At 45.2% G+C, this 25,509-nt stretch carries 23 protein-coding genes and 1 riboswitch; of the genes, 9 read left to right on the top strand and 14 right to left on the bottom strand.

Going from position 1 to position 25,509, the window contains the following annotated elements:
- Positions 1–76: 76 nt before the first annotated feature.
- The 5 genes from thiQ to mpl all read right to left on the bottom strand — a co-directional run bounded on the left by thiQ (position 77) and on the right by mpl (position 5,699).
- On the bottom strand, positions 77–781 hold the full coding sequence (thiQ, locus tag CWO13_RS21245) for a thiamine ABC transporter ATP-binding protein (protein ID WP_102432493.1): 705 nt from the start codon (positions 779–781) through the stop codon (positions 77–79).
- 10 nt (positions 782–791) lie between these two features.
- Entirely contained in the window at positions 792–2,387 is a 1,596-nt protein-coding gene (gene thiP, locus CWO13_RS21240) for a thiamine/thiamine pyrophosphate ABC transporter permease ThiP (RefSeq protein ID WP_170960880.1), read from the bottom strand.
- A gap of 82 nt (positions 2,388–2,469) precedes the next feature.
- On the bottom strand, positions 2,470–3,462 hold the full coding sequence (gene thiB / locus CWO13_RS21235) for a thiamine ABC transporter substrate binding subunit (RefSeq protein WP_108083453.1): 993 nt from the start codon (positions 3,460–3,462) through the stop codon (positions 2,470–2,472).
- Between the two features lie 53 nt (positions 3,463–3,515).
- Positions 3,516–3,635: riboswitch (TPP riboswitch) on the bottom strand.
- A 43-nt stretch (positions 3,636–3,678) separates the two neighbouring features.
- On the bottom strand, positions 3,679–4,302 hold the full coding sequence (locus tag CWO13_RS21230; protein WP_102432491.1) for a flavin prenyltransferase UbiX: 624 nt from the start codon (positions 4,300–4,302) through the stop codon (positions 3,679–3,681).
- Between the two features lie 38 nt (positions 4,303–4,340).
- Positions 4,341–5,699 carry a UDP-N-acetylmuramate:L-alanyl-gamma-D-glutamyl-meso-diaminopimelate ligase gene (gene mpl / locus CWO13_RS21225; RefSeq protein ID WP_108083452.1) on the bottom strand — a complete coding sequence of 453 codons (1,359 nt, stop codon included), beginning with the start codon at positions 5,697–5,699 and terminating at the stop codon, positions 4,341–4,343.
- Positions 5,700–5,969: 270 nt separating this feature from the next.
- On the opposite strand from mpl, the gene fbp reads away from it, so the two are divergent.
- Complete coding sequence (gene fbp / locus CWO13_RS21220) at positions 5,970–6,980, top strand: class 1 fructose-bisphosphatase (protein ID WP_048659276.1); 1,011 nt, start codon at positions 5,970–5,972, stop codon at positions 6,978–6,980.
- Positions 6,981–7,072: 92 nt separating this feature from the next.
- Here the strand turns inward: fbp and CWO13_RS21215 are convergent, their stop codons facing one another.
- The 4 genes from CWO13_RS21215 to tamA form a co-directional block, all read right to left on the bottom strand.
- Positions 7,073–7,429, bottom strand: a complete 357-nt coding sequence (locus tag CWO13_RS21215; protein WP_048659277.1) for a DUF2799 domain-containing protein — start codon at positions 7,427–7,429, stop codon at positions 7,073–7,075.
- Between the two features lie 81 nt (positions 7,430–7,510).
- A complete protein-coding gene (locus CWO13_RS21210) occupies positions 7,511–7,867 on the bottom strand; it encodes a gamma-glutamylcyclotransferase family protein (protein ID WP_048659278.1) in 357 nt (118 codons plus the stop codon).
- A 48-nt stretch (positions 7,868–7,915) separates the two neighbouring features.
- Positions 7,916–11,674: an autotransporter assembly complex protein TamB gene (tamB, locus tag CWO13_RS21205; RefSeq protein WP_108083451.1), complete on the bottom strand. Its 3,759-nt coding sequence runs from the start codon at positions 11,672–11,674 to the stop codon at positions 7,916–7,918.
- Positions 11,671–13,383 (bottom strand): autotransporter assembly complex protein TamA, encoded by a 1,713-nt coding sequence (tamA, locus tag CWO13_RS21200; RefSeq protein ID WP_048659280.1) that lies wholly within the window; start codon positions 13,381–13,383, stop codon positions 11,671–11,673. Before tamA ends, tamB begins: the two co-directional genes overlap by 4 nt.
- A gap of 195 nt (positions 13,384–13,578) precedes the next feature.
- Between tamA and msrA the strand changes: the two genes are divergently transcribed.
- Positions 13,579–14,208, top strand: a complete 630-nt coding sequence (gene msrA, locus CWO13_RS21195; RefSeq protein WP_048662151.1) for a peptide-methionine (S)-S-oxide reductase MsrA — start codon at positions 13,579–13,581, stop codon at positions 14,206–14,208.
- 109 nt (positions 14,209–14,317) lie between these two features.
- Here the strand turns inward: msrA and CWO13_RS21190 are convergent, their stop codons facing one another.
- A complete protein-coding gene (locus CWO13_RS21190) occupies positions 14,318–14,518 on the bottom strand; it encodes a DUF1107 family protein (RefSeq protein ID WP_019821424.1) in 201 nt (66 codons plus the stop codon).
- Between the two features lie 252 nt (positions 14,519–14,770).
- On the opposite strand from CWO13_RS21190, the gene CWO13_RS21185 reads away from it, so the two are divergent.
- The 7 genes from CWO13_RS21185 (at position 14,771) to CWO13_RS21155 (ending at position 20,431) form a co-directional block, all read left to right on the top strand.
- Positions 14,771–15,322: a YtfJ family protein gene (locus tag CWO13_RS21185; protein WP_048659282.1), complete on the top strand. Its 552-nt coding sequence runs from the start codon at positions 14,771–14,773 to the stop codon at positions 15,320–15,322.
- Positions 15,323–15,412: 90 nt separating this feature from the next.
- Complete coding sequence (locus tag CWO13_RS21180; protein WP_102432487.1) at positions 15,413–15,703, top strand: DUF2607 family protein; 291 nt, start codon at positions 15,413–15,415, stop codon at positions 15,701–15,703.
- 42 nt (positions 15,704–15,745) lie between these two features.
- Positions 15,746–16,528, top strand: a complete 783-nt coding sequence (zrgA, locus tag CWO13_RS21175; protein ID WP_108083450.1) for a zinc uptake protein ZrgA — start codon at positions 15,746–15,748, stop codon at positions 16,526–16,528.
- 140 nt (positions 16,529–16,668) lie between these two features.
- Positions 16,669–17,385, top strand: a complete 717-nt coding sequence (locus tag CWO13_RS21170; protein ID WP_048659285.1) for an ABC transporter ATP-binding protein — start codon at positions 16,669–16,671, stop codon at positions 17,383–17,385.
- A complete protein-coding gene (locus tag CWO13_RS21165; RefSeq protein ID WP_048659286.1) occupies positions 17,382–18,641 on the top strand; it encodes an ABC transporter permease in 1,260 nt (419 codons plus the stop codon). The genes CWO13_RS21170 and CWO13_RS21165 overlap by 4 nt, the downstream gene beginning before the upstream one ends.
- A gap of 14 nt (positions 18,642–18,655) precedes the next feature.
- A complete protein-coding gene (locus tag CWO13_RS21160; RefSeq protein WP_017058892.1) occupies positions 18,656–19,171 on the top strand; it encodes a DUF3299 domain-containing protein in 516 nt (171 codons plus the stop codon).
- Positions 19,172–19,522: 351 nt separating this feature from the next.
- Positions 19,523–20,431: a TIGR03899 family protein gene (locus CWO13_RS21155; RefSeq protein ID WP_048659288.1), complete on the top strand. Its 909-nt coding sequence runs from the start codon at positions 19,523–19,525 to the stop codon at positions 20,429–20,431.
- 164 nt (positions 20,432–20,595) lie between these two features.
- Here the strand turns inward: CWO13_RS21155 and cysC are convergent, their stop codons facing one another.
- The 4 genes from cysC to cysD all read right to left on the bottom strand — a co-directional run bounded on the left by cysC (position 20,596) and on the right by cysD (position 25,424).
- On the bottom strand, positions 20,596–21,216 hold the full coding sequence (gene cysC, locus CWO13_RS21150) for an adenylyl-sulfate kinase (protein ID WP_102433644.1): 621 nt from the start codon (positions 21,214–21,216) through the stop codon (positions 20,596–20,598).
- A 24-nt stretch (positions 21,217–21,240) separates the two neighbouring features.
- Positions 21,241–22,965, bottom strand: coding sequence for an SLC13 family permease (locus CWO13_RS21145; RefSeq protein ID WP_048659290.1), 1,725 nt, complete (start codon positions 22,963–22,965; stop codon positions 21,241–21,243).
- Positions 22,966–23,030: 65 nt separating this feature from the next.
- The gene (cysN, locus tag CWO13_RS21140; RefSeq protein WP_048662155.1) at positions 23,031–24,461 is read right to left on the bottom strand and encodes a sulfate adenylyltransferase subunit CysN; all 1,431 of its coding nucleotides are present in this window, start codon (positions 24,459–24,461) and stop codon (positions 23,031–23,033) included.
- 18 nt (positions 24,462–24,479) lie between these two features.
- Complete coding sequence (gene cysD / locus CWO13_RS21135) at positions 24,480–25,424, bottom strand: sulfate adenylyltransferase subunit CysD (protein ID WP_226088532.1); 945 nt, start codon at positions 25,422–25,424, stop codon at positions 24,480–24,482.
- Between the last annotated feature and the right edge of the window lie 85 nt (positions 25,425–25,509).

Raw genomic sequence — 25,509 nt, 5'->3', positions numbered from 1 at the left:
AAGACCTAGCGCATGCTAGGTCTTTTTGTTTTCTACGTACTCAATATTAAAGATATCCAACAAAAGTGATAAATCGTCACTCACCCGCTTTAACAAATGAGCTTAATTCTGGCTGTGGATGCTCCGCCGTCAGTACCTCTATCGAGTCTTCAACCAAAACCTTACCTAGCGCCACAAAAACAAACTTATTTGCAATGCTGCGTGCATCTCCTAAATGGTGTGTCACCATCAAGACGGTAATATTGCGCTCTGCCGCTAATCGCTTTACCAAGCTCAGCATCTCTTCCCGCAGCACAGGGTCAAGCGCAGAAAAAGGTTCATCAAGCAGCCAAATGTCGTGTGGTTGAACAAAACAACGCGCTAGTGCGACACGCTGGCGTTGACCGCCTGATAAGTGCTCAGGCAATCTATCCAAATACTCAGCAACACCCACTTGTGCTGCGGCTTGTTCCACAGATTGCTTTTGGGTTACGGTAAGCTTTAACCCTGGATGTAAGCCTAATCCAATATTTTCACGCACCGTGAGGTGAGAAAATAGGTTGTGTTCTTGGAACAACATCGCCAATGGGCGCTGATGTGCTTCTTTGCCAATAAGCGACTGGCCAGCCACTGAGATCTCACCCGATGTAGGCTCGATAAACCCAGCAACCAATGCGAGTAGCGTTGATTTACCCGCACCACTTGGCCCCATCAGAGCAACAATATCACCCTGCTCGGCTTGGAAATCAAAACTAAACAACTCTTGGTGATAGTGGTAATCCACATCTTTCATCACTAACATCATCGGTTCCTTAACTCTTTAGCTTTGAGCTTCGAGTAAACAAAAATTCAATCAGGCTAAAACTGCCCACACTCAACAACAGTAAACTCACTGACACCACAGCCGCCGCTTCCATTTGATAGCTGCCTAACAATTGGAATAGATACAAAGGCAGAGTTCTAAAATCTTGGCTACCAAACAAGGCAATCGCACTTAAGTCGCCCATCGCCAGCATAAAGCTGATTGAGAATGCTTGTGCCATAGGTTTACGTAATGCGCGCCACTCCACCAACCTAAAGCGAGTGAACCCTGTCATTCCTAAGCTTGCACACACATACTGGTACTGCTGAGACAAATGCAGCATAGGTTGAGCTAAGGTTTTAATTACGTAAGGCAGCGCCATCAAACTGTTTACGGCAATCACAATAAAGAAAGCTAAGCTGAACACATCGGTAAATGAACGTAGCAATAAGAAGAGGCCAGTACTAATCACCAAGCCCGGTGTCACCAAAATAATAGTGCCAATCAGCTCAATCTTATCCGCTCTAAAGTTCTTGTTCTGCAAACGCCATGCGCGACTGGTTAGAAGGATCGTGATACCAATACCAACAGCGATGATACTTGCGAGGGCAGCAACACGAACCGAGGTCATTAACGCAGCCCAAAATGGCTCGCTGCTCAGTACAGTGAGCGCCTGAGAGTTAATACCACTTAAAATAACCATCGCTAAGGGCGGCAATACCAGCATTGAGACTATGATGATCCAAAAGCTATCCCAAGCTTTTGACCACCAGCTGTCCTTGACCAAATACTTCTCTTCCGACAGCTGACTAGCCGTCACAGATATAGGCTTAGACAAACGCTGAATACTCACAGCTAATACGCCACACAACAGCATTTGCCATATCGCGAGCAACGCGCCAGCTTGCAGGTCAAAGTCGAATTTGATTGCTTGATAGATGGCTAGCTCAATGGTGGTTGATTTCGGACCACCACCCAACGCCATCACGGTAGCAAAGCTGGTGAAACACAACATGAAGACTAAGCCACACACATGAGGCAATTGCTGTCTTAGCCTCGGCCATTCAACCCATTTAAATTTATTCCAATGGCTCATGCCTAAGTGAGCACAGAGTTTATGCTGCTCGGCAGGCACGGTATCTAACGCTTGCAGAAGTAAACGGCTGGCATAAGGCAGGTTGAAGAAAACGTGCGCCAACAAAATACCATTCAAGCCATAAATCGAGAATGGTAGCTCAATGTCGAAGTTCGCCAAGAACTTAGCTAACCAACCACTGTTGCCGTAAATCGCCAGCAAGCCAAATACTCCGACCAACACAGGCAGAACCAAGGTCGACGCGAACAACCTTAATAACAAGGCTCGTCCAAAAAATTGTCTACGACACAAAGCATGCGCAATAGGTATAGCAAAACCAACACTCAGCACTGTTGAGAATGTCGCTTGATAAAAGCTGAATTTCGTTACATGCCAATAGTAAGGATCTGACCATACTTGGCTGATATCAAGAGAAGGGGCATTGCTAAGCAATGCCCCAACTGCTGAAACCACGAAGGCGGTAATGAGTATCGCAACCCAGATCCCGACCTTAGGTGTTTTCTTTATCATAGATTGATTTTTACCGTAAATGGCTCACTCAATTGATGTCGAATGAATCTTTAAATACAGAAAGCTAATTTTTAAAAGTACGTTAGAAAGTAAGTGCACTATGCCATTCACGAATCCAAGGCTTGCGCTTCTCGGCGATCTCTTCAGAGCTAAAGCTCAGCGCCTTCTGCGGTACAGTTAACTGCTCAAAACCTTTTGGTAGCTCGACACCCGTTACTGGATACATCCAGTTACCTGTAGGCATCGCCGATTGGAATTCATCACTTAGGATAAAGGCCATAAACTCATCAGCAAGCTTTTCGTTGTTACTGCCTTTAACCTTAGCGGCCACTTCAACTTGAGTGTAATGCCCTTCTTCGAAGCTCGCTGCTGCGTACTTAGAATCGCTCTCTGCAATGATATGGTAAGCCGGAGACGTTGTGTAAGACAGAACCAAGTCAGACTCACCTTCTAGGAACATAGAGTAAGCTTCAGACCAACCTTTGGTTACCGTAACGGTTTTCTGAGCTAGCTTCTTCCAAGCTGCCGTTGCTTCATCACCGTAAACAGATTTCATCCATAACATCATGCCTTGTCCAGGTGTTGAAGTACGTGGATCTTGGTAGATAACCTTCAGATCATCACGCTGCTCAACCAACTCTTTTAGGCTTTTAGGCGGGTTTGCGAGTTTCTCTGTGTTATATACAAAGGCAAAGTAACCAAAGTCATAAGGTACAAAGGTGCTGTCATCCCAACCATTAGGCAGTGTTACTGATGAAGTATCAACGTTGTGCTCAGCCAATAAACCCGTTGCTTTCGCTTCAGCCATTAGGTTGTTGTCTAGACCTAACACGATGTCAGCTTTGCTGTTACCGCCTTCAAGACGCAAACGGTTAAGAATAGACACGCCATCTTCAAGCGCGACAAAGTTCACATCACAACCACACTTCTCTTCAAATGCTTTTTCAACGGCAGGACGAGGGCCCCAATCCGCAGCAAAAGAGTCATAGGTATATACAGTCAAAGTGTTGTCTGCAGCGAAGGCAGAAAAAGAGATCGCTGTAGTTACAGCAAGGGTAGTTAATGTGATTTTCACTGGACGCTCTCCATGGTCTGAGCGGCACAGGTTTGAGGGAGGAGAACGGTAGAGGTTGTTCCTAACTCAATTCCTACGCCAGCATTATCTGGTTCAGGTTTACGGGTCCCAAGCGTATGCTTGATCTCAGCTCGCATTCATTATTTGAATGGTTCGCTCCCCGATGAGTGTTCAGAATTGTAATTCGAATTTTAACAATAAGCTATCAAGTTTGGATCAATTACGTTGATCGTAACCCCAACGTGGCACTAAACCTTGCTCGATACCAAGATGGTCCAGAATGCGCGCCACCATAAAATCGACCAGATCTTCGATCGACTTAGGTTGGTGATAAAAACCCGGAGCAGCAGGCATGATCGTCACGCCCATGGTTGAGAGTTTGTGCATGTTCTCTAAATGAAGCGTCGAAAATGGCGTCTCACGAACCACCAACAACAATTGGCCTCGCTCTTTCATGACCACATCTGCCGCTCGCTCAATCAAGTTATCCGACAAGCCATGTGCAATTGAAGCCAAGCTTCCTGCAGAACATGGACACACCACCATCTGCTTCGGCGCTGCTGATCCAGAGGCAACCGGCGAGAACCAGTCATCTTTGCCACACACCACCAGCTTTTCGGGGTCACACCCAAGATGTTTAACCAAAGCTTGTTTCGCCGCATCCGGCCCAGCAGGTAGCTTGAGTTCATGCTCGGCCGCCAATACCACTCGTGCTGCCGATGAAATCAGCAAGTAGACCTGATAATCGGCCGCCAAAAGGCATTCAAGTAAACGCAAGCCATAAGGCGCACCGGATGCGCCAGTAAAAGCAAGAGTTATCGCTTTATCGTGTTTTGTCATGTTCTCAATTACTTCAAATTATAAGGTCGTGAACGCCATTAGCCTTTGAGTGCCAACCCATCCAACAGTTTTTGGTGAATACCACCAAAACCGCCATTACTCATTACCAAGATTTGGTCGCCCGCTTGTGCCTCTGAGACAATTTTAGCAACGAATGCATCCATGTCACCACTCACGTGTGCCGGTTGGTGACAAGCGTCCGCAACATCTTGTACCGACCAACCAATGTTTTCCGGTTGGAATAAGTAGTTAGAATCCGCTTGCTTCAACGAATCAGCCAGGGTTTCTTTATGCACACCACGTTTCATGGTGGCAGAACGAGGCTCTAGCACGGCAATGATTTTCTTCGTGTCGACCTTATTACGTAAGCCGCCCAGCGTAAGTTCAATTGCCGTTGGGTGATGTGCAAAATCGTCATAGACAGAAACGCCTGCCACTTCGCCTTTAAACTCTAGACGACGTTTGGTGTTGATGAACTTCGCCAACGATTCACACGCTAAATCAGGTGTCACCCCTACATGTCGCGCAGCTGCAATCGCCATCAAAGCATTATTGACGTTATGGTCGCCAACCAAATCCCAGTCGACAGTTCCAACGCATTCGCCTTGGAAGTAAACCTCAAATTTAGAGCCGTCTTTAACCAGCTTCTTCGCATCCCAATCACCGAGTTCACCACTCGATTCAGTCTCACTCCAACAGCCACGAGATAGAACGTCTTGAATAGCCGTATCTTGCTTAGGTGAGAAAATACGGCCATTGCTTGGCACAGTGCGCACTAAGTGATGAAACTGACGTTTAATTGCCTCAAGATCATCGAAGATGTCCGCATGATCGAACTCTAGGTTATTCATCACCAAGGTTCTTGGGTGGTAATGGACGAACTTAGATCGTTTATCAAAAAAAGCACTGTCGTATTCGTCGGCTTCTACCACGAAGAACATGCTTTCACCAAGACGAGCAGAAATACCAAAGTTACCCAACACACCACCAACTAAAAAGCCTGGTGCATAGCCACAGTCCTCTAAGACCCAAGCCAGCATGCTCGATGTTGTTGTCTTGCCATGCGTACCCGATACCGCCAATACCCAACGGTCATGCAGTAAGAACTCTTGCAACCATTGCGGGCCTGAGGTGTATCTAAGGTTGTTATCCAATACATACTCAACACACGGGTTGCCACGACTCATCGCATTGCCAATCACCACGAGATCCGGCCTTGGTTCTAATTGGCTTGGGTCGAACCCTTCAATAATTTCAATCCCTTGAGATTCCAACAAAGTGCTCATTGGTGGGTACACATTCGCGTCACTACCGGTAACCTTGTGACCTAATTGACGAGCCAATACCGCAGCACCTCCCATGAAGGTGCCACAAATTCCTAAGATATGAATATGCATAAATTGCTTCCAAACGCTTGGCTAAATAAACGATGCCTAATTAAAACGGCTAGCACTCATTATCATTAAATGACGATTAAAAGCGAGTGACAATGCAAAACAAATTTAGTCGACATAGTAAGTGAGATCTGCGTCGCTTAGTTCATTACCATTAAAAAGATCTAGCCTTTAGAATTTAGGTAAGCGTCTAGATGAATAAAGCCCGTACAAGAGGCAAATTCAATAGTGCTCAAATCCCCCCTAATATTCAGAGAAGTTTAAGGAAATAACATGTCTGAGATGCGCACCCTTGGTGAGTTCATTGTTGCAAAACAAAATGACTTCCCCCATGCAAGCGGTGATCTATCATCCCTTTTGTCATCAATTCGCCTTGCTGCAAAAATTGTTAACCGCGAAATTAACAAAGCAGGTCTTGTCGACATTACTGGCGCTGTTGGTACAGACAACGTGCAAGGTGAAGAGCAACAAAAGCTAGACCTGTATGCTAACGACAAATTTAAAGCCGCACTTGAAGCTCGAGATCAAGTTTGTGGCGTCGCGAGTGAAGAAGAAGACGAAGCCGTTGCCTTCAATAAAGAGCTCAACAAAAACGCAAAATACGTTGTACTGATGGATCCACTTGATGGTTCTTCAAACATCGATGTGAATGTATCGGTTGGTACCATTTTCTCTATCTACCGTCGAGTATCACCGATTGGAACTCCACCAACGCAAGAAGACTTCCTACAACCTGGACATAAGCAGGTGGCCGCAGGTTACGTAATTTACGGTTCTTCAACCATGCTTGTATACACAACTGGTGCAGGCGTAAATGGCTTCACCTACGACCCATCATTGGGTACCTTCTGTCTGTCTCATGAAAATATGATGATCCCTGACGAAGGTAAAATTTACTCAATCAACGAAGGTAACTACATTCGTTTCCCTACAGGTGTTAAGAAGTACATAAAATACTGTCAGGAAAGCGAACCAAGTGATAATCGCCCTTACACTTCTCGCTACATTGGTTCTCTTGTATCTGATTTTCACCGTAACCTGCTTAAAGGCGGCATCTACCTGTACCCAAGTACAGAAAGCCACCCTCAAGGTAAGCTACGTTTATTGTATGAATGTAACCCAATAGCCTTCATCATGGAGCAGGCGGGTGGCATCGCATCCGATGGTGCCCAACGCATCATGGATATCAAACCAACAGAGCTACACCAACGCGTACCTTTCTTTGTCGGTTCGAAGAACATGGTGAAAAAAGTAGAAGAATTTCTTGAGCTTAACCCAGACTAAGCCATTCGTTTATTTATTAAATTAACGTCATTAAAAAAGCCAGCATTCACATGCTGGCTTTTTGTTGTTCGCTGCGTTAAACAATCACCGAATTATTGAACGCTATACTTTGATTCAGCACCACGTTCGTAGTTAAAACGGAACCATTTATCGACGTCGTCACAAATCCCAAGGTAAGTCTCACCACGGCGACCTAGCGCTCTCGGGTTTTGAGAACAATACTGAGTTTTACCCATTTCATAACCTTGACCATAAGCGGCATATAAGTCTGCATCAATGGATGGTGAAGACGCGGCTTCAGCCAAGCTTGCTTCAGTCTGCTTGGTTTTTCCTTTTAGCGCCATTTCTTCGCCAAAGCTCTGCCAATCGGCTGTGTTCATTGACGTTGGTGGCGGAGTTTGCGCACAACCAAATAACATTACTGATAGCACCAATAATAGATATTTCATAATTTCCTCCTAGTGGAAAAGACTAGCCTGTACATTGAGACTTTTAGCTATTGCGTCAGAATGCTTCCAGTAGTTCATTCACTATAGCGGGTTGTTCCGCTTACACCAGTTACCCGAAAGTATTTCTTTATTAGCTGTTAGATCAAGCTGATACAAATATACCCATGCTAATCCAAATATAGTCTCTATTTGCTCGCGACGATACTCAACAGGAACATCTTCTAGCCGATCGAGCGACTCTAAAATTTCGTCGTTAATGATATAGACCTCACCAGCGACACTTTTCTTTCCAAGAATCATCGCCGGATAGGCACCTAAATCAAAAAGTGCGTATTCCTCTGGTGTGTCAAACCTTCCTAAACACTCACACTGTTTTAAATAGTAGTGGTTCGATTGATCTTTTCTCAATGTCCCATAAACAAAAACGAGGTGCTGCATACCCACTCCCTAGTATTCGTCATCCGCTAGTCAATCCCGCTCAAAGTGTTACTCGAACTCAAATTGATAAAGAAGGTCTACTGCACTGTCTAGGCCAGATACAGCTTCGACATAGAGATCCTGCATCAATCGATAACGAACGGTAAACTCACCCAACGAGTTGAAGATACCCACACCATACTTCACCTGTAAGCCTGGCAAAATGTAACCACTTACCGTTACTTGTGAGTCATCACCAGAACCTGCGGTATCCAGTTGTAAATCCTGTACACCAAATGCCTCACCGATTTCGCCAACAACCTTACCGCTCTTCGCTAAACTCAAACCAATTAAGGTGGTTGTCATCGAACCGCTCGACTCACCGTCGATATCTTGGCCACGCAAAATATAAGACAGCGCATTGGCTTGCGGCATTGCAGGGTCAGAATAAATCTCTATCGTCGGCTCTGTCGCTGGGCCAGTCACTCGAATACCTGCTGTCACATCGTCCTGAGTATTATCAGGGTTACGTACCGCATTTATCGCGACGTATGGCTGGTCCGGAGGTCCGTTCATTAGAATCTTACCTTCTTCGATCAACAGGTCTTGCCCGAATGATTGGTAAGTACCATCGACGATGTTTACTTCGCCTGTAATAAAAGGACCTTGATCTTTTTGAGCCACGTTAAGCTTACCGACCAAATCACCTTCAAGACCAAAGGCAGACAATTTAAAGTCATCACCAATAGAAATATTAATATTAGTCATCACATTGAATGGAATCGCATCTTCGTTTTCTGGCTCTAGATCTTTATTCAAGATAACTTGATCAGAAGAGACACCTACCGCTGACGGTGGTAAGTCTTCTACAACAATTCGTCCCCATGGTAATGCAATATCACCGGTGATTTTCGCCAATTCTGGTGTGACATCAATGGTCATATCAGGCACGACCTTCACCTTGACCATCGGCGGAATATCAACCATCAACTCATCAGCAAACACTCTGACGTTAGAGTGCCATGCTTTAAGATCTTGCCAAACCCCGCCTCCCTCGATATCAAGGTGACCATCGGGCGTTTCAATATTCGCATCCAACTTTGCACTATAACCATCAAAGTCGAGAGCGATACGGCCATCTTTCACATCAACAGGCGTAACATCACCTTTGACTTGAATGCCATCAACAAAGAATTGACCAAATACTTGAGGGTGCATCAAAGAGCCTTTAACTTGAAGCTCACTCTCAAGGTCGGCTTTTAATAAACTATATTCACCTAGGAGTGGCTGTAAGAAATCAAGGTGGAACGTGGTCAGCTTAATTGCAGCATCGACCATTTTGTCTTCGACAAGAATATCCGGTAGCGACACCGTGCCAGACAGATCACCATTGTCGGAAACATCCAACTTAAAGTCGGCATCCAGTTTGTTGTCTTTTAGCTGGGCATTCAATGCAACGCTTTCCCACCCCAGTGTGATGGGCTCGCCAACTTGTTGAACAACCTGACCTTTCGGCATATCAACGCTTACCGTAACCTCAGGCTCACCTTGTTCAGACCACTTGGCATGAGCTTTAACATTCACTAAACCTTGCAGTTCCGTCTCTTTAGGAACAAAGGCTTTGATCTGATCGAAGTCGAACTGATTGATTGCAATCTTAGCCTCACCTGATTTTCCGGCGCGGATATCCTCATCCAGACAGACACTCGAACTAGATTGCTTCCAGCAGTGCGCTTGAACGTCGGCAAACTGCTTATCGACGTCCGCCTTTATCGCGACAGGCTGGTCTAATACCCAAGGCCCCTGCTGAGTGGTGATTTTGACTCTGTCTAACGAACCATCCCAAATAAGAGAAGGCTTCTGAATCAATTTTCCAGAGATAGCCAAGCTGGTCGACACGATGTCGGATATCACATCAAGTGTCACTGTGTGTTTCTTTTCGCCACCACTCACCGTAAGATCAATGCTTTCCACACTTTGATCTTGATAGGTTAGGTTCTTAGCTTTTAATACAAGATCGGCTTGAGCTTCAGGCAATGGTAGGGGAACCACCGAACCATTAAGCGATAGGGATTCTAGTGTTGCTTCGTTATTCCAATCGACCTTATCAACATTAAGTGCAAGATCGACTTCAGGCTCTTTCGTAGGGCCGCTAAGTTGGATGTTACCAATCACTTGTCCTTTCAAGTCTGGAACACTTTTCACCAGCTCAGGGAAGTAAATATCAACGCCCATGTCCCATTGCTTATCAAGCTGTCCCTGTGCCTTAATCGAGTTAACACCATGAGCCAAGCTCAAGCCGCTGGTTTGCAGTTTAGGCTCACCACTTGCACTACGATCCGACGCTGACAACTGACCTTCGATGTCCAACGGGTAATCACGCAAGATACCCTCGATATCAAGCTTAGGTAGCTCAATCGCCCAGCCACCAGCTTCGGTCAACTCCCCCGAAGTCACTAAACTACCGCTGATGTTACCTTCCGCTTCTGGCCATTGCAGACCAGGCTGAATGTCTTTTAGGGTCACATCCGCTTGCCAATTCACAAGCTTTTTCCAGTTCGCTTTAACGACACCATTGAGTTCACCGCCCAAGGTCTTCAGTTTCAGTCGCTCAAGCTCTATTTGTTCAGTGGTACCTTTACCCTTTAGGTCGATGGCTAGGGCAGGAATCTCCTTACCATCCGCTTCACCTTTAAGTAGAACATTGAAACGATCTAGTGAGCCATCAGCTTTGAATTGATCAATTGTCGCTTGGTAATCGCTTTTGCCTGTAAGAGGCCATTGCGCTTGGCCGCCCTCTAAAAGAAGGTCAAACGGTAGAGTTGGCTCTAGCGGTTGAATCTCCCCAGACAACTTTGCCTCAATCAGCTCAGAAAATTGGGAATCTAGGTTTAGTTTAGCCACGCTACCTTGCGCTTTCAGAGACAACTTCTGCCCAGCAAGGTCGGTTTCTTTCACCAAAGCATCTAAAGAAAGGTCTAGCGGGTAGCCACCTTTGAGCTCAACCTTAGTCGTTAGATTCGCGCTTGCTTGTGGCATGTCGAGCTCGAGAGATGAAACGTTCACAGAGTGCCCACCAGCTTGCGCCTCGAGTCCAAGATGGTTCACCACAATTGGCGTTTCTTGCTCTAAGGTAAAACGGTTGAGATCAAAACGCTCCAACATAATCTGTAAAGGAATCCAGACTTCCGGTAATTCGATAGCAGTTTTAGTAGCAGTCTCTGGCTCGACAGCTTCTGCTTGCGGTGCTTCTGTCGATTCCGCGAGTTTAACTTTCAGATCATTGAATAAGGTTGGCGATACCGTCAGCTTTTCGCCCTGCATACTCAAAGCCGTAGAGAACAGGCTCCATTCAATTTCATGACCTAGGATATTCAGTTTGATATCAGATAAAGCGATTCGATTGATCACGATTGGTAGTGGTGTTTTTACCGATGTTACGGGCGGAGTAGGCTCTGCTTCTTCTGTAGAAGCTGGCGGTAATTCAGTAAATGCGAAGTCCAACCCCTGAATAGCTAAACGATCGACACACAGCTTAGGATCGAGCAGGCAGCGAGGATTAATAGCCAAGTTCAGCTTTTGAACCTTGGTATCGATATACAGGCTGTCATCTTTAAACTGAACGTTATTAAGCGTAAAGCTTGGGAAAAGTGCCCCTTTGGTACTTTCCACTTTAAGTTGTGGCAACGCTTTCTCTGCGCCCCACAGCACAGTGTTCAACCCTGGATTGGTAAACAAAACAAAACCTAGCAGGGCTATCAACAACAGCAAAATAGACGTCAATGAAATCGACGTCCACTTGATGCACTTGCCCACTACTTTGATCATAATTCTGGTCCTAAACTAAAGTGCAGTTGGAACTCATCGCCTTTCTTCGCATCTAGACCCCAAGCAAAGTCTAAACTCACTGGGCCAACAGGAGAGGCCCACCGTACCCCGACTCCGGTACCGTGCTTCCAATCTGGCTTGTCATTGAATGCATCACCAATGTCGTAGAATGCCGCCCCCCACCAGTTTCCAACCAAACGGTATTGGTATTCAAACGAACTGGTTGCCATGAATTTTGCACCCGTTAGTGCGCCACTTTCATCGCGAGGAGAGATAGACTCATAACCATAACCACGGATACTGTTGTCACCACCGGCAAAGAACCTTAGCGAGGGAGACAGCTTCTCAAACTCGTCTGCAAAGTTACCGCCGAATTGAAGGCGAGTTAAACCACGATGGTTATTGCCAATACTTCGTATCCATGCCGTTCGCCCTTGAAAACGTACCACCTTGGTTTCAGATAACAATGTGTCATCAGCCGCCTCAAACATAATGGTTTGTTTATCGCCCCACATCGGCATCGAACCGCCTCGTGTTCGAGTTCGTGAGAACGAGATCCCCGGCAATACAAATTGTGCTAAATCGTCTTGTAAACCTTGCTCATAGTTTTCGACCAAGTACCGAATGAATACCGTGCGCTGCCAGCCATTATCCAGACGCCAATACCTTTCTAAGGCTAAATTTGATTCCAAACTTTTGGTATCTCGGTTATCTAAGTTCTTCATACCGTACTTAACTTGATAGTAGTCATTAAGTACGTCATCCAATGGGATTTTATACGCCGCCGTAATCGTCTGTTCAGGCTTAGAAATCGACAAGCTACTATTGAAGCTATGGCCTTTTTCGTTAACCCAAGGTTTTTTCCATTTAAGAGTGCCTTTCACACCAAGGTCTGTTGAGACACCGATACCCGTTTCGATTTGGTTACGAGCTTGTGGAGCAAGGCTAACCTTCATCGGAATCTCTCTGCCCTCACCCAACTGGCTTAAATCAGGCTCAACAAATACCGACGAGAACCAATCAGTATTAGATAGATTTTGGTTGTACTCACCAACTTTGGTAATGGAGTAAGGTTCGCCATCTTTAAATGGTTTGAGTGACTGCACCTTATCCTCTTCTATTTGGCTACCAGTAACCTGAGTGGTACCAAAGTGATAGCGAATACCACTGTTATAATGAAGACGAACATAAGCGCGGTTTAATTCAGGGGCGACTTCTAGCTTACTGAGGTCATATGCCCCATCAAAATAGCCTTTCGCTAATCCAAGATTACGTATCGACGATTTCAAAGAGTCATAATTACCATGGTTCAAGATTGAACCTTTAGACAGCTTACTCTTAGCGATCAACGCTAGAAAGTCTGGGTCATCTTTGGCTTCACCCGTCAGAACGATATCGGAAGCATAAATAATAACAGGCTCTCCCGACTCAACCGTAACGGTCAACTCGGTATCATCTTCGGAGTGAGTAAATGTGATAACAGGTTGGTAGTAGCCTAACGCATTCAGGGCTTCTTTAATCATAGATTCCAAGCGAGATTGGAACCTTAGTGAGATCGAATACTCTTCTTCAGGGATCGCACTCAGATAAGCATCAACATTATCCTCAAGCGCTCCATCCAGCCCTTTGATTTCGAGGGAAACGTCAGCGAAAGCGAGCGTCGATGACAGTAGAGTGCCAATCAGAACTGGTAAAGTTTTTCTTATCATGTTTAATTGGTGAAGAAGTTATCAATACGTTAATAAGTGAAAAGAAATAATACCGCTAAATAGGCATTGAGTCTGTAATAAATCCTGGAATAACACGGTCTAATTTAAAGACTTATTCAATATTGACCAACAGTTAATATGAACCCATGTTAAATAAAAGCCAGCGCGGTAAACGTATGCGAAAAGGAATATAACATGCTAAACAAACAACAACTGGTTTCTGCAGCAACCGCATTACCGGGAAATGCTGACCCAATTCGAATTACTGAGCGCCATTTCGTCAATCAAACTGACCTGCTCGATGCGCCTACGAGTTCTCAACAAGAAGTCCTACTTGGTATGGGATGCTTCTGGGGAGCTGAGCGCTTGTTTTGGCAATTGGATGGCGTTATTTCAACATCCGTTGGTTACGCTGGCGGATACACTGTTAACCCCACTTATGAACAAGTATGTACTGGACAAACTGGCCATACCGAAGTCGTTCGTGTCATTTTCGATAGCGAACAAACCTCTCTAGCTCGAATACTTGAAACCTTTTGGGAGCGTCATGACCCAACTCAAGGGATGCGCCAAGGCAACGATTTAGGGACTCAATACCGTTCCGCGATTTACACCTTCAGTGAAGAACAACAATCTATCGCTGAGCACTCTAAACGTGAATATCAACGAGCAATGACTGAATCATTAGGCAACGAGATCACGACGGAAGTTCTGCCTGCTGGAAAATATTTTTTCGCAGAAACCTACCACCAGCAATACCTAGCTAAAAACCCGAATGGTTATTGCGGGTTGGGTGGAACCGGTGTCTGCTTCCCTCCACAATAAAGTGCCGTTCGACATACCAGCGAGAACGACACGCATTAAAAAAGGGCTTCCATTAGGAAGCCCTCTTCATTGTTAATCTATTCGGTGCAAACAAATCGATAAAGCGCAGTTACACCGGCAACGCAGCAATCGTGCCGTTAACTTCTTTAAAAATAGTGAGCTTTTGTTTGTCTGAAACTTCAGGAAGAAGCACCTTGCCTTGGTCGAAGCGAAACTCTCCGACACCTTCGATAGCAAATTGGCCCTTGAACAGGACTTTAACGAAACGCGCCACCTGATGTGGACGGTAAGTAGAAAATTTTCTTAACATAATACAACCTCAATTCCATTTGAGTACTACAGTCACACACCTGAACACCACCGTATTCGAAGCACATTTAATCGCTAATTCCTTTAGCAAACAGCAAGATAATCTATTGTTCATCTTGATATTGATGCATTATACCTTTTGGTAACAAGCCTGCAACTTATTTCTACATCGTACGATAAAAAAGTTAAAGAGGCATTTTTCAAATTTCATATTATACTTCCAGTGCAAACCAATAAGCGGAACAAAAATATAATGAAAAACAAAACTCTACTGGCTTTTTTAGCCGCAGCCTCTCCACTCTTCGCCAATGCTCACAATCTATCTGTAGGTTCAACTCTGCCTGCTGTTGATGTTAGCAACTATGGTGAAATCGTTCTAAACGACGGTAATACCGGATATCAAACTTGGGCAACCAGCAACCTCCTAGGTAAAGTTCGCGTCGTTCAAGCTATCGCTGGCCGTAGCAGCTCTAAAGAGCTAAACGCACCATTGATGGCAGCCATTACCGCCTCGAAGTTCTCAGAAGACAGCTACCAAACCACCACCATCATCAACCAAGATGATGCTATCTGGGGTACGGGTTCTTTTGTTAAATCGTCAGCAGAAAGCAGCAAAGAAGAGTTTCCATGGTCTTCTATGGTGTTAGACGAAGATGGCACCGTCGCTTCATCTTGGGCTCTGAAAGAAGAGAGCTCAGCGATTATCGTTCAAGATAAACAAGGGAAAATCTTGTTTGTGAAAGAAGGCGCACTTAACGAATCAGAGGTCACGCAAGTCATTGAATTGATTAAAGCGAGTCTTTAATCAGATATTCACCTCTTTTTCGAGATCTTATCAAAGGATATTGTTATATTATAACAGTATCCTTTTTTTATTCTGTGGTTAATCATCCTGATGTGGCAAGACACACCCAACAATGTGAAACGCAAAACAGGCTTGTTGCTTGGGCTGATGCTCATGCTAAGCGTGTTAGCAGCAACACACATGGTGGACATTGACCCAGAGCACCACACTTCGCATCACTGTGAGCTGTTTTCAATAAATCAGTTCACTACGGCACACTCGCTGCCACAAGTTCCAGAGTTTCATTCAGAGTTTACTGCCGTTATCACAGAATCAGTAACTTCACTACAGCGGCTATACTTCGCTTACTTGGCACGCTCACCTCCTGTAAATATCGCTTAATTACCACTACTTTTTAATTAACCTTTATTCAGGAAACAAAACATGAAACCTTCTATTTTAGCCGTTGTTATCGGCATGACTGTCTCTACAAATGTTCTAGCTAACGAAGAATTCCGCTCTCATGATGCACACGTACATGGTCAAGTTGAAGTAAACATCGCGCAAGATGGGCAAGAACTGCTTGTTGAAGTAACAGCACCAGGCGCCGATGTGGTTGGCTTTGAACATGCACCAGAAAGCGCTGAGCAAAAGAAAGTGTTTGAACAAGCTATCGCACAACTGAACAAGCCAGACGAACTGTTTAGCTTTAACAATGCGAGCTGTACTCTGAAGTTTAAATCAGTGACTAACACGCTAGAAGGCGATCATGATGAGCATGAAGGCCATGATCACGCTGAACACGGTCATGAGGACCACAAAGACCACGCTGAGCACGATCATGACGACCACAAAGACCACGCTGAGCACGATCATGACGACCACAAAGACCATGACCATGCTGAACACGATCATGATGACCACAAAGACCATGACCATGACCATGCTGAACATGATCATGATCATGATCATGATCATGATGACCACAAAGACCATGAAGGTCACGAGCACCACGACCATGAAGGCCATGATCACTCACAAGGTGGCCACGGTGAGTTCACTGTTGAGTACCACTATGAATGTTCAGATGTTGCTAAGCTAGACACAGTTAGCACTCAGTGGTTCTCTAAGTTCAGCAACACTGAAAAAATGACGGTGAACCTACTAACAGACACAGCTCAAGTACAAGAAGTACTTAACGCAGAGCGTATTAGTTTCCGATTCTAATCACTCCCAGATCGGATTAAACGTAAATAAGCAGCCAAGTAAGTACCTACTTACTTGGCTGTTCAAATCGGTGTGCTCTAGGGAATTTATGCTTCTAATTGCTGTCCAGTAGATACACCGCTTTAATTATTGGAGCTCGCATGCCCTCTGACAGTTCATCACTTGTGGTCAAACTCGAAAATATTAGCTTTCGTTGGAAGCCTGAATTACCGCCAACGCTGGAGATCCCTTCTCTGCACATCCAAGCTCAAGAGCACCTTTTCATAAAAGGGCCAAGTGGTTGTGGGAAATCAACATTGTTAGGCCTGCTGACTGGAATCAACCAAGCCGAACAAGGTGAAGTCTCTATCTTAGGCCAAGACCTGACTCAGCTTACACCTCGTCAAAGAGACAAATTCAGAGCCGACCATATAGGTTATATCTTCCAACAATTTAACCTGCTCCCTTACTTATCAGTAATCGACAACGTGACGCTTCCTTGCCAGTTCTCAGCTATTCGCAAGCAACAAGTAACGGAAAGTAAGAACAGCCTGCAAGCAACCGCTCAAGATTTATTATTACGACTAAAGCTACCTCAAGCCTTAATGGATAAACCTGTTACTGAGCTGAGTATTGGCCAACAACAACGTGTTGCTGCCGCTCGTGCTTTGATCGGCCAACCCAAAATCATTATTGCCGACGAACCAACCTCGGCTTTAGATCATGACAACCGAGAAGCTTTTATCGAACTGTTGCTAGAACAGGCCAATCAAGCGGGCTCGACGCTTATCTTTGTGAGTCACGATCCAACACTCGAAAAGTTGTTCACTCGAACCATAGATTTAAAAACCGTTAACCAAGCTAAGGTTGTCGTATGAAAGTAATTACTCACTTAGCCTTAAAAAGCGTACTCAATCGTAAAGCCACGGCTATTCTGACTATTCTTACCGTGGCGGTGTCTGTCATTCTCTTGCTCGGTGTAGAGCGCGTAAGAACCGAAGCCAAGAGCAGCTTTGCGAATACCATTTCAGGTACAGACCTTATCGTCGGTGGCCGTTCTGGTCAGGTAAACCTACTGCTTTACTCAGTATTCAGAATCGGTAATGCGACCAACAACATCGACTGGAAAAGCTACCAAGAATTTAGCCAGCACAACGCAGTAAAGTGGGCGATCCCAATCTCATTGGGCGATTCACACAAAGGCTTCCGCGTGATGGGTACAAATCATAGTTACTTTGAAAACTATCGCTATGGAAGTAAGCAGTTACTTACTTTCCAACAAGGTAAAGAATTTGAACAGCTATTCGATGTAGTGATTGGTGCCGATGTCGCTAAGAAACTGGATTACAAAATCGGTGACCAGATCATTCTTGCACACGGTATCAGCGATGTGGCGTTCAGCCGTCACGATAATCTGCCCTTCAAGATTGTAGGAATACTTGCACCAACAGGAACGCCGGTAGACAAGACCGTGCATGTTTCGTTAGAGGCTATTGAAGCGATTCATGTTGGCTGGGAGTCAGGTGCTAACCTAGGACACACACCGGATGCCGAAACCTTAAAGACTTTTGATTTCCAACCGAAGCAGATTACCGCAATGATGCTCGGGCTGAATTCGAAGATCCAAACCTTCGCACTGCAAAGAGAAATCAATAACTACCGTCAAGAACCTTTGAGCGCCATTATGCCGGGCATTGCCCTTCACGAATTGTGGGGAATGATGGCTGTAGCAGAACAAGCATTGTTAATTGTTTCAGGATTTGTTGTTGTCGCCGGTTTATTGGGCATGCTCAGTAGCCTACTCACTAGTTTGCAAGAAAGGCGTCGCGAGATGGCCATCCTGCGTGCAATGGGCGCAAGACCTCGCCATGTGTTTGGTTTACTGATCAGTGAAGCCAGTGCGCTGACCTTCCTTGGCATTACATTAGGTGTTGCGGTGTTATTTGCGCTGATCGCAGTGGTTGCTCCTATTGTGCAACAAAGTTATGGTATCAACATATCGATATCCGCAATCACACCTCATGAGTGGAAACTGCTTATGCTGGTCCAAGTTGCCGGAATCATTATCGGCTTTATTCCCGCTTTCAGGGCTTACCGCCAGTCATTGTCTGATGGCATGACGATTCGAATCTAAAATAGGAACCTACGATGCAACGCAAATTCCTACTGATACTTGGGCTACTTCTGTTCCCATTTATCAGTACAGCTCACGCTGAAACCACTCAGAATGACGAATCGGTATTAACACTTGAATGGATTGATTTGATTCCAGAATCAGAGCGCGCTCAACTAGATTCATTTGGTATGCCAATGGTTGACCACAATAGTATGGACAAACCTCAACAATCGACACTTGGTGCTGTTCGCCCAGAGCTGAATGGCAGCACAGTGAAGATTCCAGGCTTTGTGATTCCATTGGAAGGTGATGAGAATATGATCACTGAGTTTCTGCTGGTACCGTACTTTGGCGCATGTATCCACGTGCCACCGCCGCCACCGAACCAAATCATCTACGTGAAGTTCCCGAAAGGTGCGCCAATACAGCAGTTATGGGATGTGATTTATTTAGTCGGTACGCTAAAAACTGAGTCGATCAGCCATGACTTAGCGCAAACAGGTTATCTTATTGAAGGTACTGCGATTGAAGAATATGACGACATGTAGTCATTAGAAGGGTGGTTCAAGGATGAGCTGCCGTCACTGAACGAGTGAGATCATTCAATAACAGTTTAATAACGATAATTTTCTTCTGAATTACGCGATGTAATTAGATAAGTAAGCTAGAACAGCAACATAAGTCGCGAGCAATAACCCTATACTGAGCTGTTTCTTCAGCTTGTTATCATTGACTTGATTCATAACTCCTCCTTGAGAATTACAACAAATTTAACATTTTATTATCATTAGCAAAAGTAAAATTTTGTTGAAACCTTCAACTCTGCACGCAAAATCTAGCCACCAATCAGATAAAGAGTTACATTTTAGACAGTTAAGTCGTTTCCTTAGGATACTCTTATGTCAGAAACCAAACAGCCAGTGATCATCGAGCATGCTAGCGATACACAGCACAAGCATGAGAAAAAGCCTCATATTGCCGACAGTGCCAGCAGAATGCTGCACATCGCACAAAGCTTCGGCCTCGATTCCTTAATTAGTCACAATGCAAAGCCAAACGATAAAGGTGAGAGTACCCTTATCGAACGGGCACTATTGCGAGAGAAAAAACGTAGAGAGCTTCGCCAAAAGAACCTAGAACAGATTCTAAAGTTGGCGCACTCTTCATGTAAGGATGAAGCGGCGGGCGACCCGGATCAGGACTGGCTGTACCGCTTTTTCGATATGGCACAAGAGATCCACAATACATCGATGCAAAGGCTATGGGCTCAAGTACTGAAACGAGAAGTCACTAACCCAGGCTCGACGTCGATGAAGGCGCTTCAGATCTTAAAAGACATGACGCCAAAGGAAGCACTGACCCTACAAAGAGCGGCATCACTGGGTTGTAGCTTTGGTAGCGATAACAGCAGAAAGCTCTTACTCGGCTTCAAATCTCATGCAGGGCTGTTCAGCTTTGGTAAAAGAGACACCACCAACACCATCAACCTTGGTGGGCATAACCTTCCCTACTCTAGCCTGCTCCATTTGATTGAACTCGGGATTATTCTCGGCACTGAGTTAGAGTCTGGAGAAATTGATTTCGATCCAGCTCTGCACCTAACCTATCAAGGTAAAAGTATGTCACTGGCACCGTTATCAAAAGGGGTGAAGCTGGTTTACTACCGATTCAGCCCAACAGGTAATGAGCTTTGTACCTTGCTTGGCAACAAGCCAAACACACAGTATTACGACCAGCTGATTGCACTATTGAGCCAGAAATTCACGGTTCAGACAGAAGTGAAAAGCAGCGTGAATTACACCGTCTAGATAATAGAGTTTAAGAAATAGACGGTGTAAAAAGTGAAGTGGATTGAGAAGAATAAAGAGAATATAGAGGATAGGTTTCTTGTCTCGGTAAACCAAGACTGTATTACTTGTCAGTTATGAACAAACCGATAAGCAAGTGGACAGCCTTAATCATACCAACGATCTCAATTGGCTAAAATATTTCGCTTCTCCAACGCATCAATACACAGTTCAACCAATTCATCGAGCGTCTTCTCACCTGCAGGTAGATCAATCTCAGGGTTCTGAGGCGCTTCGTACACTGAACTAATACCTGTAAAGTTCGGGATCTCTCCGGCACGTGCTTTCTTATACAGACCTTTAGGATCACGCTGTTCGCAAACCTCTAATGGCGTATTGACGAACACCTCCAGAAACTCACCTTCCGGCAGTAAGTCACGTACCAATTGTCTTTCTGCTTGGTGCGGAGAAATAAAGGCTGACAACACGATCAAGCCTGCATCCGCCATCAATTTAGCGAGCTCACCAATACGACGGATGTTCTCTCTACGATCCTGCTCAGAGAAGCCAAGGTCACTACATAATCCATGACGCACATTGTCGCCATCCAATAAGTAAGTATGGTAACCAAGCTGTGCCAAGCGATTTTCTAATGCGCCAGCGACTGTCGATTTACCAGAACCAGACAACCCCGTGAACCAGAGCACAGCTGGCTTTTGTGATTTCAGATCCGCGCGGAATCCTTTATCAATCGAGTGTTGATGCCACACAACATTCTCATCTTTGTGTTTGAGTACTGCGGTCATAAATAGTCCTTTAAATAAACAGCATTAAAATGGGAAAAAGTAAGGAATTAGGGTCAGTACCAAGCCCGAGTAAACAATCGAGATTGGAATACCAATACGTAGGTAATCCGTAAGATGGTAATTACCTACGCTATAAACTAGTAAGTTGGTTTGGTAGCCGTATGGAGAAATGAAACTAGCACTGGCACCAAATAGTACCGCCATGATAAACGGCATGGGATCGACGCCATAGCCTACCGCCATGCTGTAACCAATAGGAAATGAGAGTGCTGCAGCCGCATTATTGGTAACAAGCTCAGTCAGAACCAAAGTCATAAAGTAAGTCGCAACTAACGCGCCGAACACTCCCCAACCATTAAAGGCCTCCATGAACATCAACCCCATGCGCTCAGATAGTCCTGATGAAATCATCAGTTGAGCAATAGACAGCGCAGAGCCCACGATCACCACAATATCAACCGGAAAACGGCGACGAAGTTCACCAAGTTGTACCACGCCAAATGCCACCAGCAATAGTAAGAAACCAGCTAAGCCTTTGATAATAGGTACTACATCAACAAGAGCAAGGCCAATTACGCTAGCAAAGCCGAGCAACACAAACGTCGATTTATCGGCATCAAGCTTGGCACTCGAATCTAAGTCATTCATCAACACAAACTCTTTGTTGTGTTGTTGGCGCTGTTCTTCAAAGCGTTTACCGGGAACCAAAATCAAGGTATCACCAGCGGTCAATGTGATATTCCCTAACCCACCTTCAAGGCGTTCATGACCACGACGAATAGCAACCACAACTGCATCGAAACGGTCTCTAAACTGGCTGGTTTTCAGTGTTTTGTTACAAAAGCTTGCCGATGAACTCACCACAACTTCAACGAAGCTCTGACCGTTCAAATGGTGCTGACCAAACAGAGTCAGTCCTTGGATTTCTTGCAGTGTCGCCACGCTCTCGACATCACCACAAAACAGCAATCGGTCACGAGCTTGAAGAATAAAATCAGGGTCAATCGAAGCCGTGGTTTTACCGTCGCGAATCACTTCCGCTAAGAACAGTTTTCTCAATGCTCGGAGGTTATTTTCACTTACGCTGCGGCCGACTAACGGTGAGCCGGGCTCAACTCTCGCTTCTAGAAAGTAAGGCAGATCATCTTGGGAACCATCATCGTAGCTTGGTAAGAAGTAACTCAGAGGGATAAGGATCAACACACCGCCGACTAAAACCGCTAAACCGATCAAAGTGGGTGTAAAAAAGTTTAAGCTTGGCAGTCCGGCATCTTCAACAAAGCTATTGATGATCAAGTTGGTTGAGGTACCGATCAATGTCAGTGTTCCACCAAGAATAGCAGCGTATGACAAAGGAATAAGTAACTTAGATGGCGCATGCTGTTGATTACGTTTGATCGCTCCGATCAAAGAGACAACTACTGCCGTATTATTAGTAAAAGAAGAAAGTAACGCTGTGGAAATACCTAACTTCGCAACCACAGTACCTAGCCTACCTTCAGAGATATTGCGGCTAACCCAGCTGATTAAGCGAGTTTTCTCCAACGCACTTGATGCGAGGATCAGAAGAATTAAAGTCAGTAATGAGGAGTTAGTGAAATTATTGGCTAAGCTCGACAAGTCGATCATACCAGCCATAAAAGCAATAAACGCCGCACCAGCAAAAATAAAGCTTGGCTTAATACGGGTAACGAGCAGGCAAGTAATAATGCCGAGCAAAATCGCTAATACAAATCCTTGTTGCCACATATACCCGTCCTTTATGGCGGAAACGATCGGTTTCCGCCTGATTCAATAAGCTGTTACTTAGTCGTTTATGACTTCAGTAGTTGGCTTAAATCTTTGGCATCCCAATGAGGGAAATGCTTGCGAACCAATGCGTTGAACTCAAGTTCAAATGCAGAGAAGTTACCCACTTGCTGTTCAACAGAGTCCAAACGGTCTCGAATCAAACCTGCGCCAACCGTCACGTTAGTTAGACGGTCGATAACGATGAAGCCACCGGTATCGGCACTTTCACGGTATTTATCCAGCGCAACTGTCTCGTTCAATGACCATTCACACAAGCCAATGCCATTCAGTGGCAACTCATCAACGGCGTGAGTCGACAGGTTGTTGATGTCGTATTGGTGACGAACGGTTTCAACCTGACCGACGGTTTTCTTGCCTGCGATCTTGATGTCATAAGCTTTGCCCGGTTGTAGTGGTTGCTCTGTCATCCACACGATGTCAGCCAATACGTGGTTAGTAGATTCAATCTGAGCGTTTTCCAGCACAATCAAATCACCACGACTGATATCAATTTCATCTTCAAGAGTCAGTGTTACCGCCAAACCCGCTTGTGCAGATTCCAAATCACCATCAAAGGTCACGATACGTGCGACCTTAGACGTTTTGCCTGACGGCAGTGCTTTGATTTCGTCACCAACACTTACACGGCCAGAGGCCACTGTGCCTGCAAAGCCACGGAAATCTAAGTTCGGACGATTCACATACTGCACAGGGAAACGGAATTCTCCCGCAGAACGCTTTTGATCAATATCGACGTTCTCTAACACTTCCAGTAGAGATGGACCTTCGAACCATGCTAGCTCTTTACTTGGTGCAGCAACGTTGATGCCTTCAAGCGCCGAAACTGGCAGGATCTGAATGTTAGTTTCGCCTTCTAGGTTTTCAGCAAACTCTAGGTATTCATCGCGAATCTCTTCAAAACGATCTTGTGAATATTCCACGAGATCCATCTTGTTGACTGCAACGATGAAATGCTTCAAACCAAGCAAGTTAGAAATAAACGAGTGACGACGCGTTTGATCCAGTACGCCCTTACGAGCATCAATCAAGATCACCGCCAGATCACACGTTGAAGCGCCTGTAGCCATGTTGCGCGTGTACTGCTCATGCCCAGGGGTATCAGCAATAATGAATTTACGTTTTTGCGTCGAGAAGTAGCGGTAAGCGACATCGATCGTGATGCCTTGCTCACGTTCAGCCTGCAAGCCATCAACAAGCAGTGCCAAGTCAGGCTTCTCACCTGTAGTACCCACTCGTTGGCTATCCGAGTGAACTGCGGCTAGCTGATCTTCATAAATCTGTTTTGTATCATGGAGCAAGCGACCAATTAGCGTACTTTTACCGTCATCTACTGAGCCACAAGTTAAAAATCTAAGCATAGATTTATGCTGATGCTGACTTAGATAACCTTCAATCCCTAGTTCAGCCAATTCGGCTTCTACTGCACTATTCATTTTTCTTTCCTTAGATTCTTAGAAATAACCTTGGCGCTTTTTCAGCTCCATAGAGCCTGACTGATCATGGTCAATCGCTCGACCTTGACGCTCACTAGACGTAGCCACCAGCATCTCTTCAATAATGCCTGTTAGCGTATTCGCCTCAGATTCAACCGCTCCGGTTAGTGGGTAACAGCCTAAAGTACGAAAACGAACGCTTTTCTCTTCAATCACTTCACCTTCTTGCAGCTCCATGCGGTCATCATCAACCATGATAAGCATGCCATCACGCTCAACAACCGGGCGCTTGTCTGAAAGGTAAAGTGGAACAATATCGATGCTCTCTAGATAGATGTATTGCCAAATATCCAGTTCAGTCCAGTTTGATAATGGGAATACACGAATGCTTTCGCCCTTATTCACCTGACCGTTATAGGTGTGCCAAAGCTCAGGACGCTGGTTTTTTGGATCCCATGTATGGTTCTTGTCGCGGAAAGAATAAACACGCTCTTTCGCTCGAGATTTTTCTTCGTCACGACGCGCACCACCAAAAGCGGCATCGAACCCGTACTTGTTTAACGCCTGCTTAAGGCCTTGAGTTTTCATGATGTCAGTGTGCTTAGAAGAACCATGCACGAACGGGCTACATCCCATCTCAATACCTTCTGGGTTCTTATGTACTAAAAGGTCGAAGCCGTACTTTTTAGCCGTACGATCACGAAACTCAATCATCTCGCGGAATTTCCAATCCGTATCAACGTGTAGCAGTGGGAATGGAATCTTGCCTGGGTAAAACGCTTTGCGAGCTAAATGAAGCATCACAGAAGAATCTTTACCGATGGAGTACATCATTACTGGGTTATCAAACTCAGCCGCTACTTCACGGATAATATGAATACTTTCCGCTTCTAGCTGTTTTAGGTGGGTTAAACGTTCTTGGTCCATTTCAGTGCTTCCTTTAAGGCTCGCGTTACGAGCAATTCATTACTTGGTCTTGCCAAGCAAGGGATTTAACTCATCCACTTAAGTGAATGGGAGTATTGGCACTAGAAGAAAACAGAAGCTT

It is taken from the genome of Vibrio sp. ZF 223, assembly GCF_003050585.1.
Taxonomy (GTDB): domain Bacteria; phylum Pseudomonadota; class Gammaproteobacteria; order Enterobacterales; family Vibrionaceae; genus Vibrio; species Vibrio crassostreae.
Note: the sequence above shows the minus strand (reverse complement) of the source record. Positions and strands in the feature narration are given on the sequence as shown.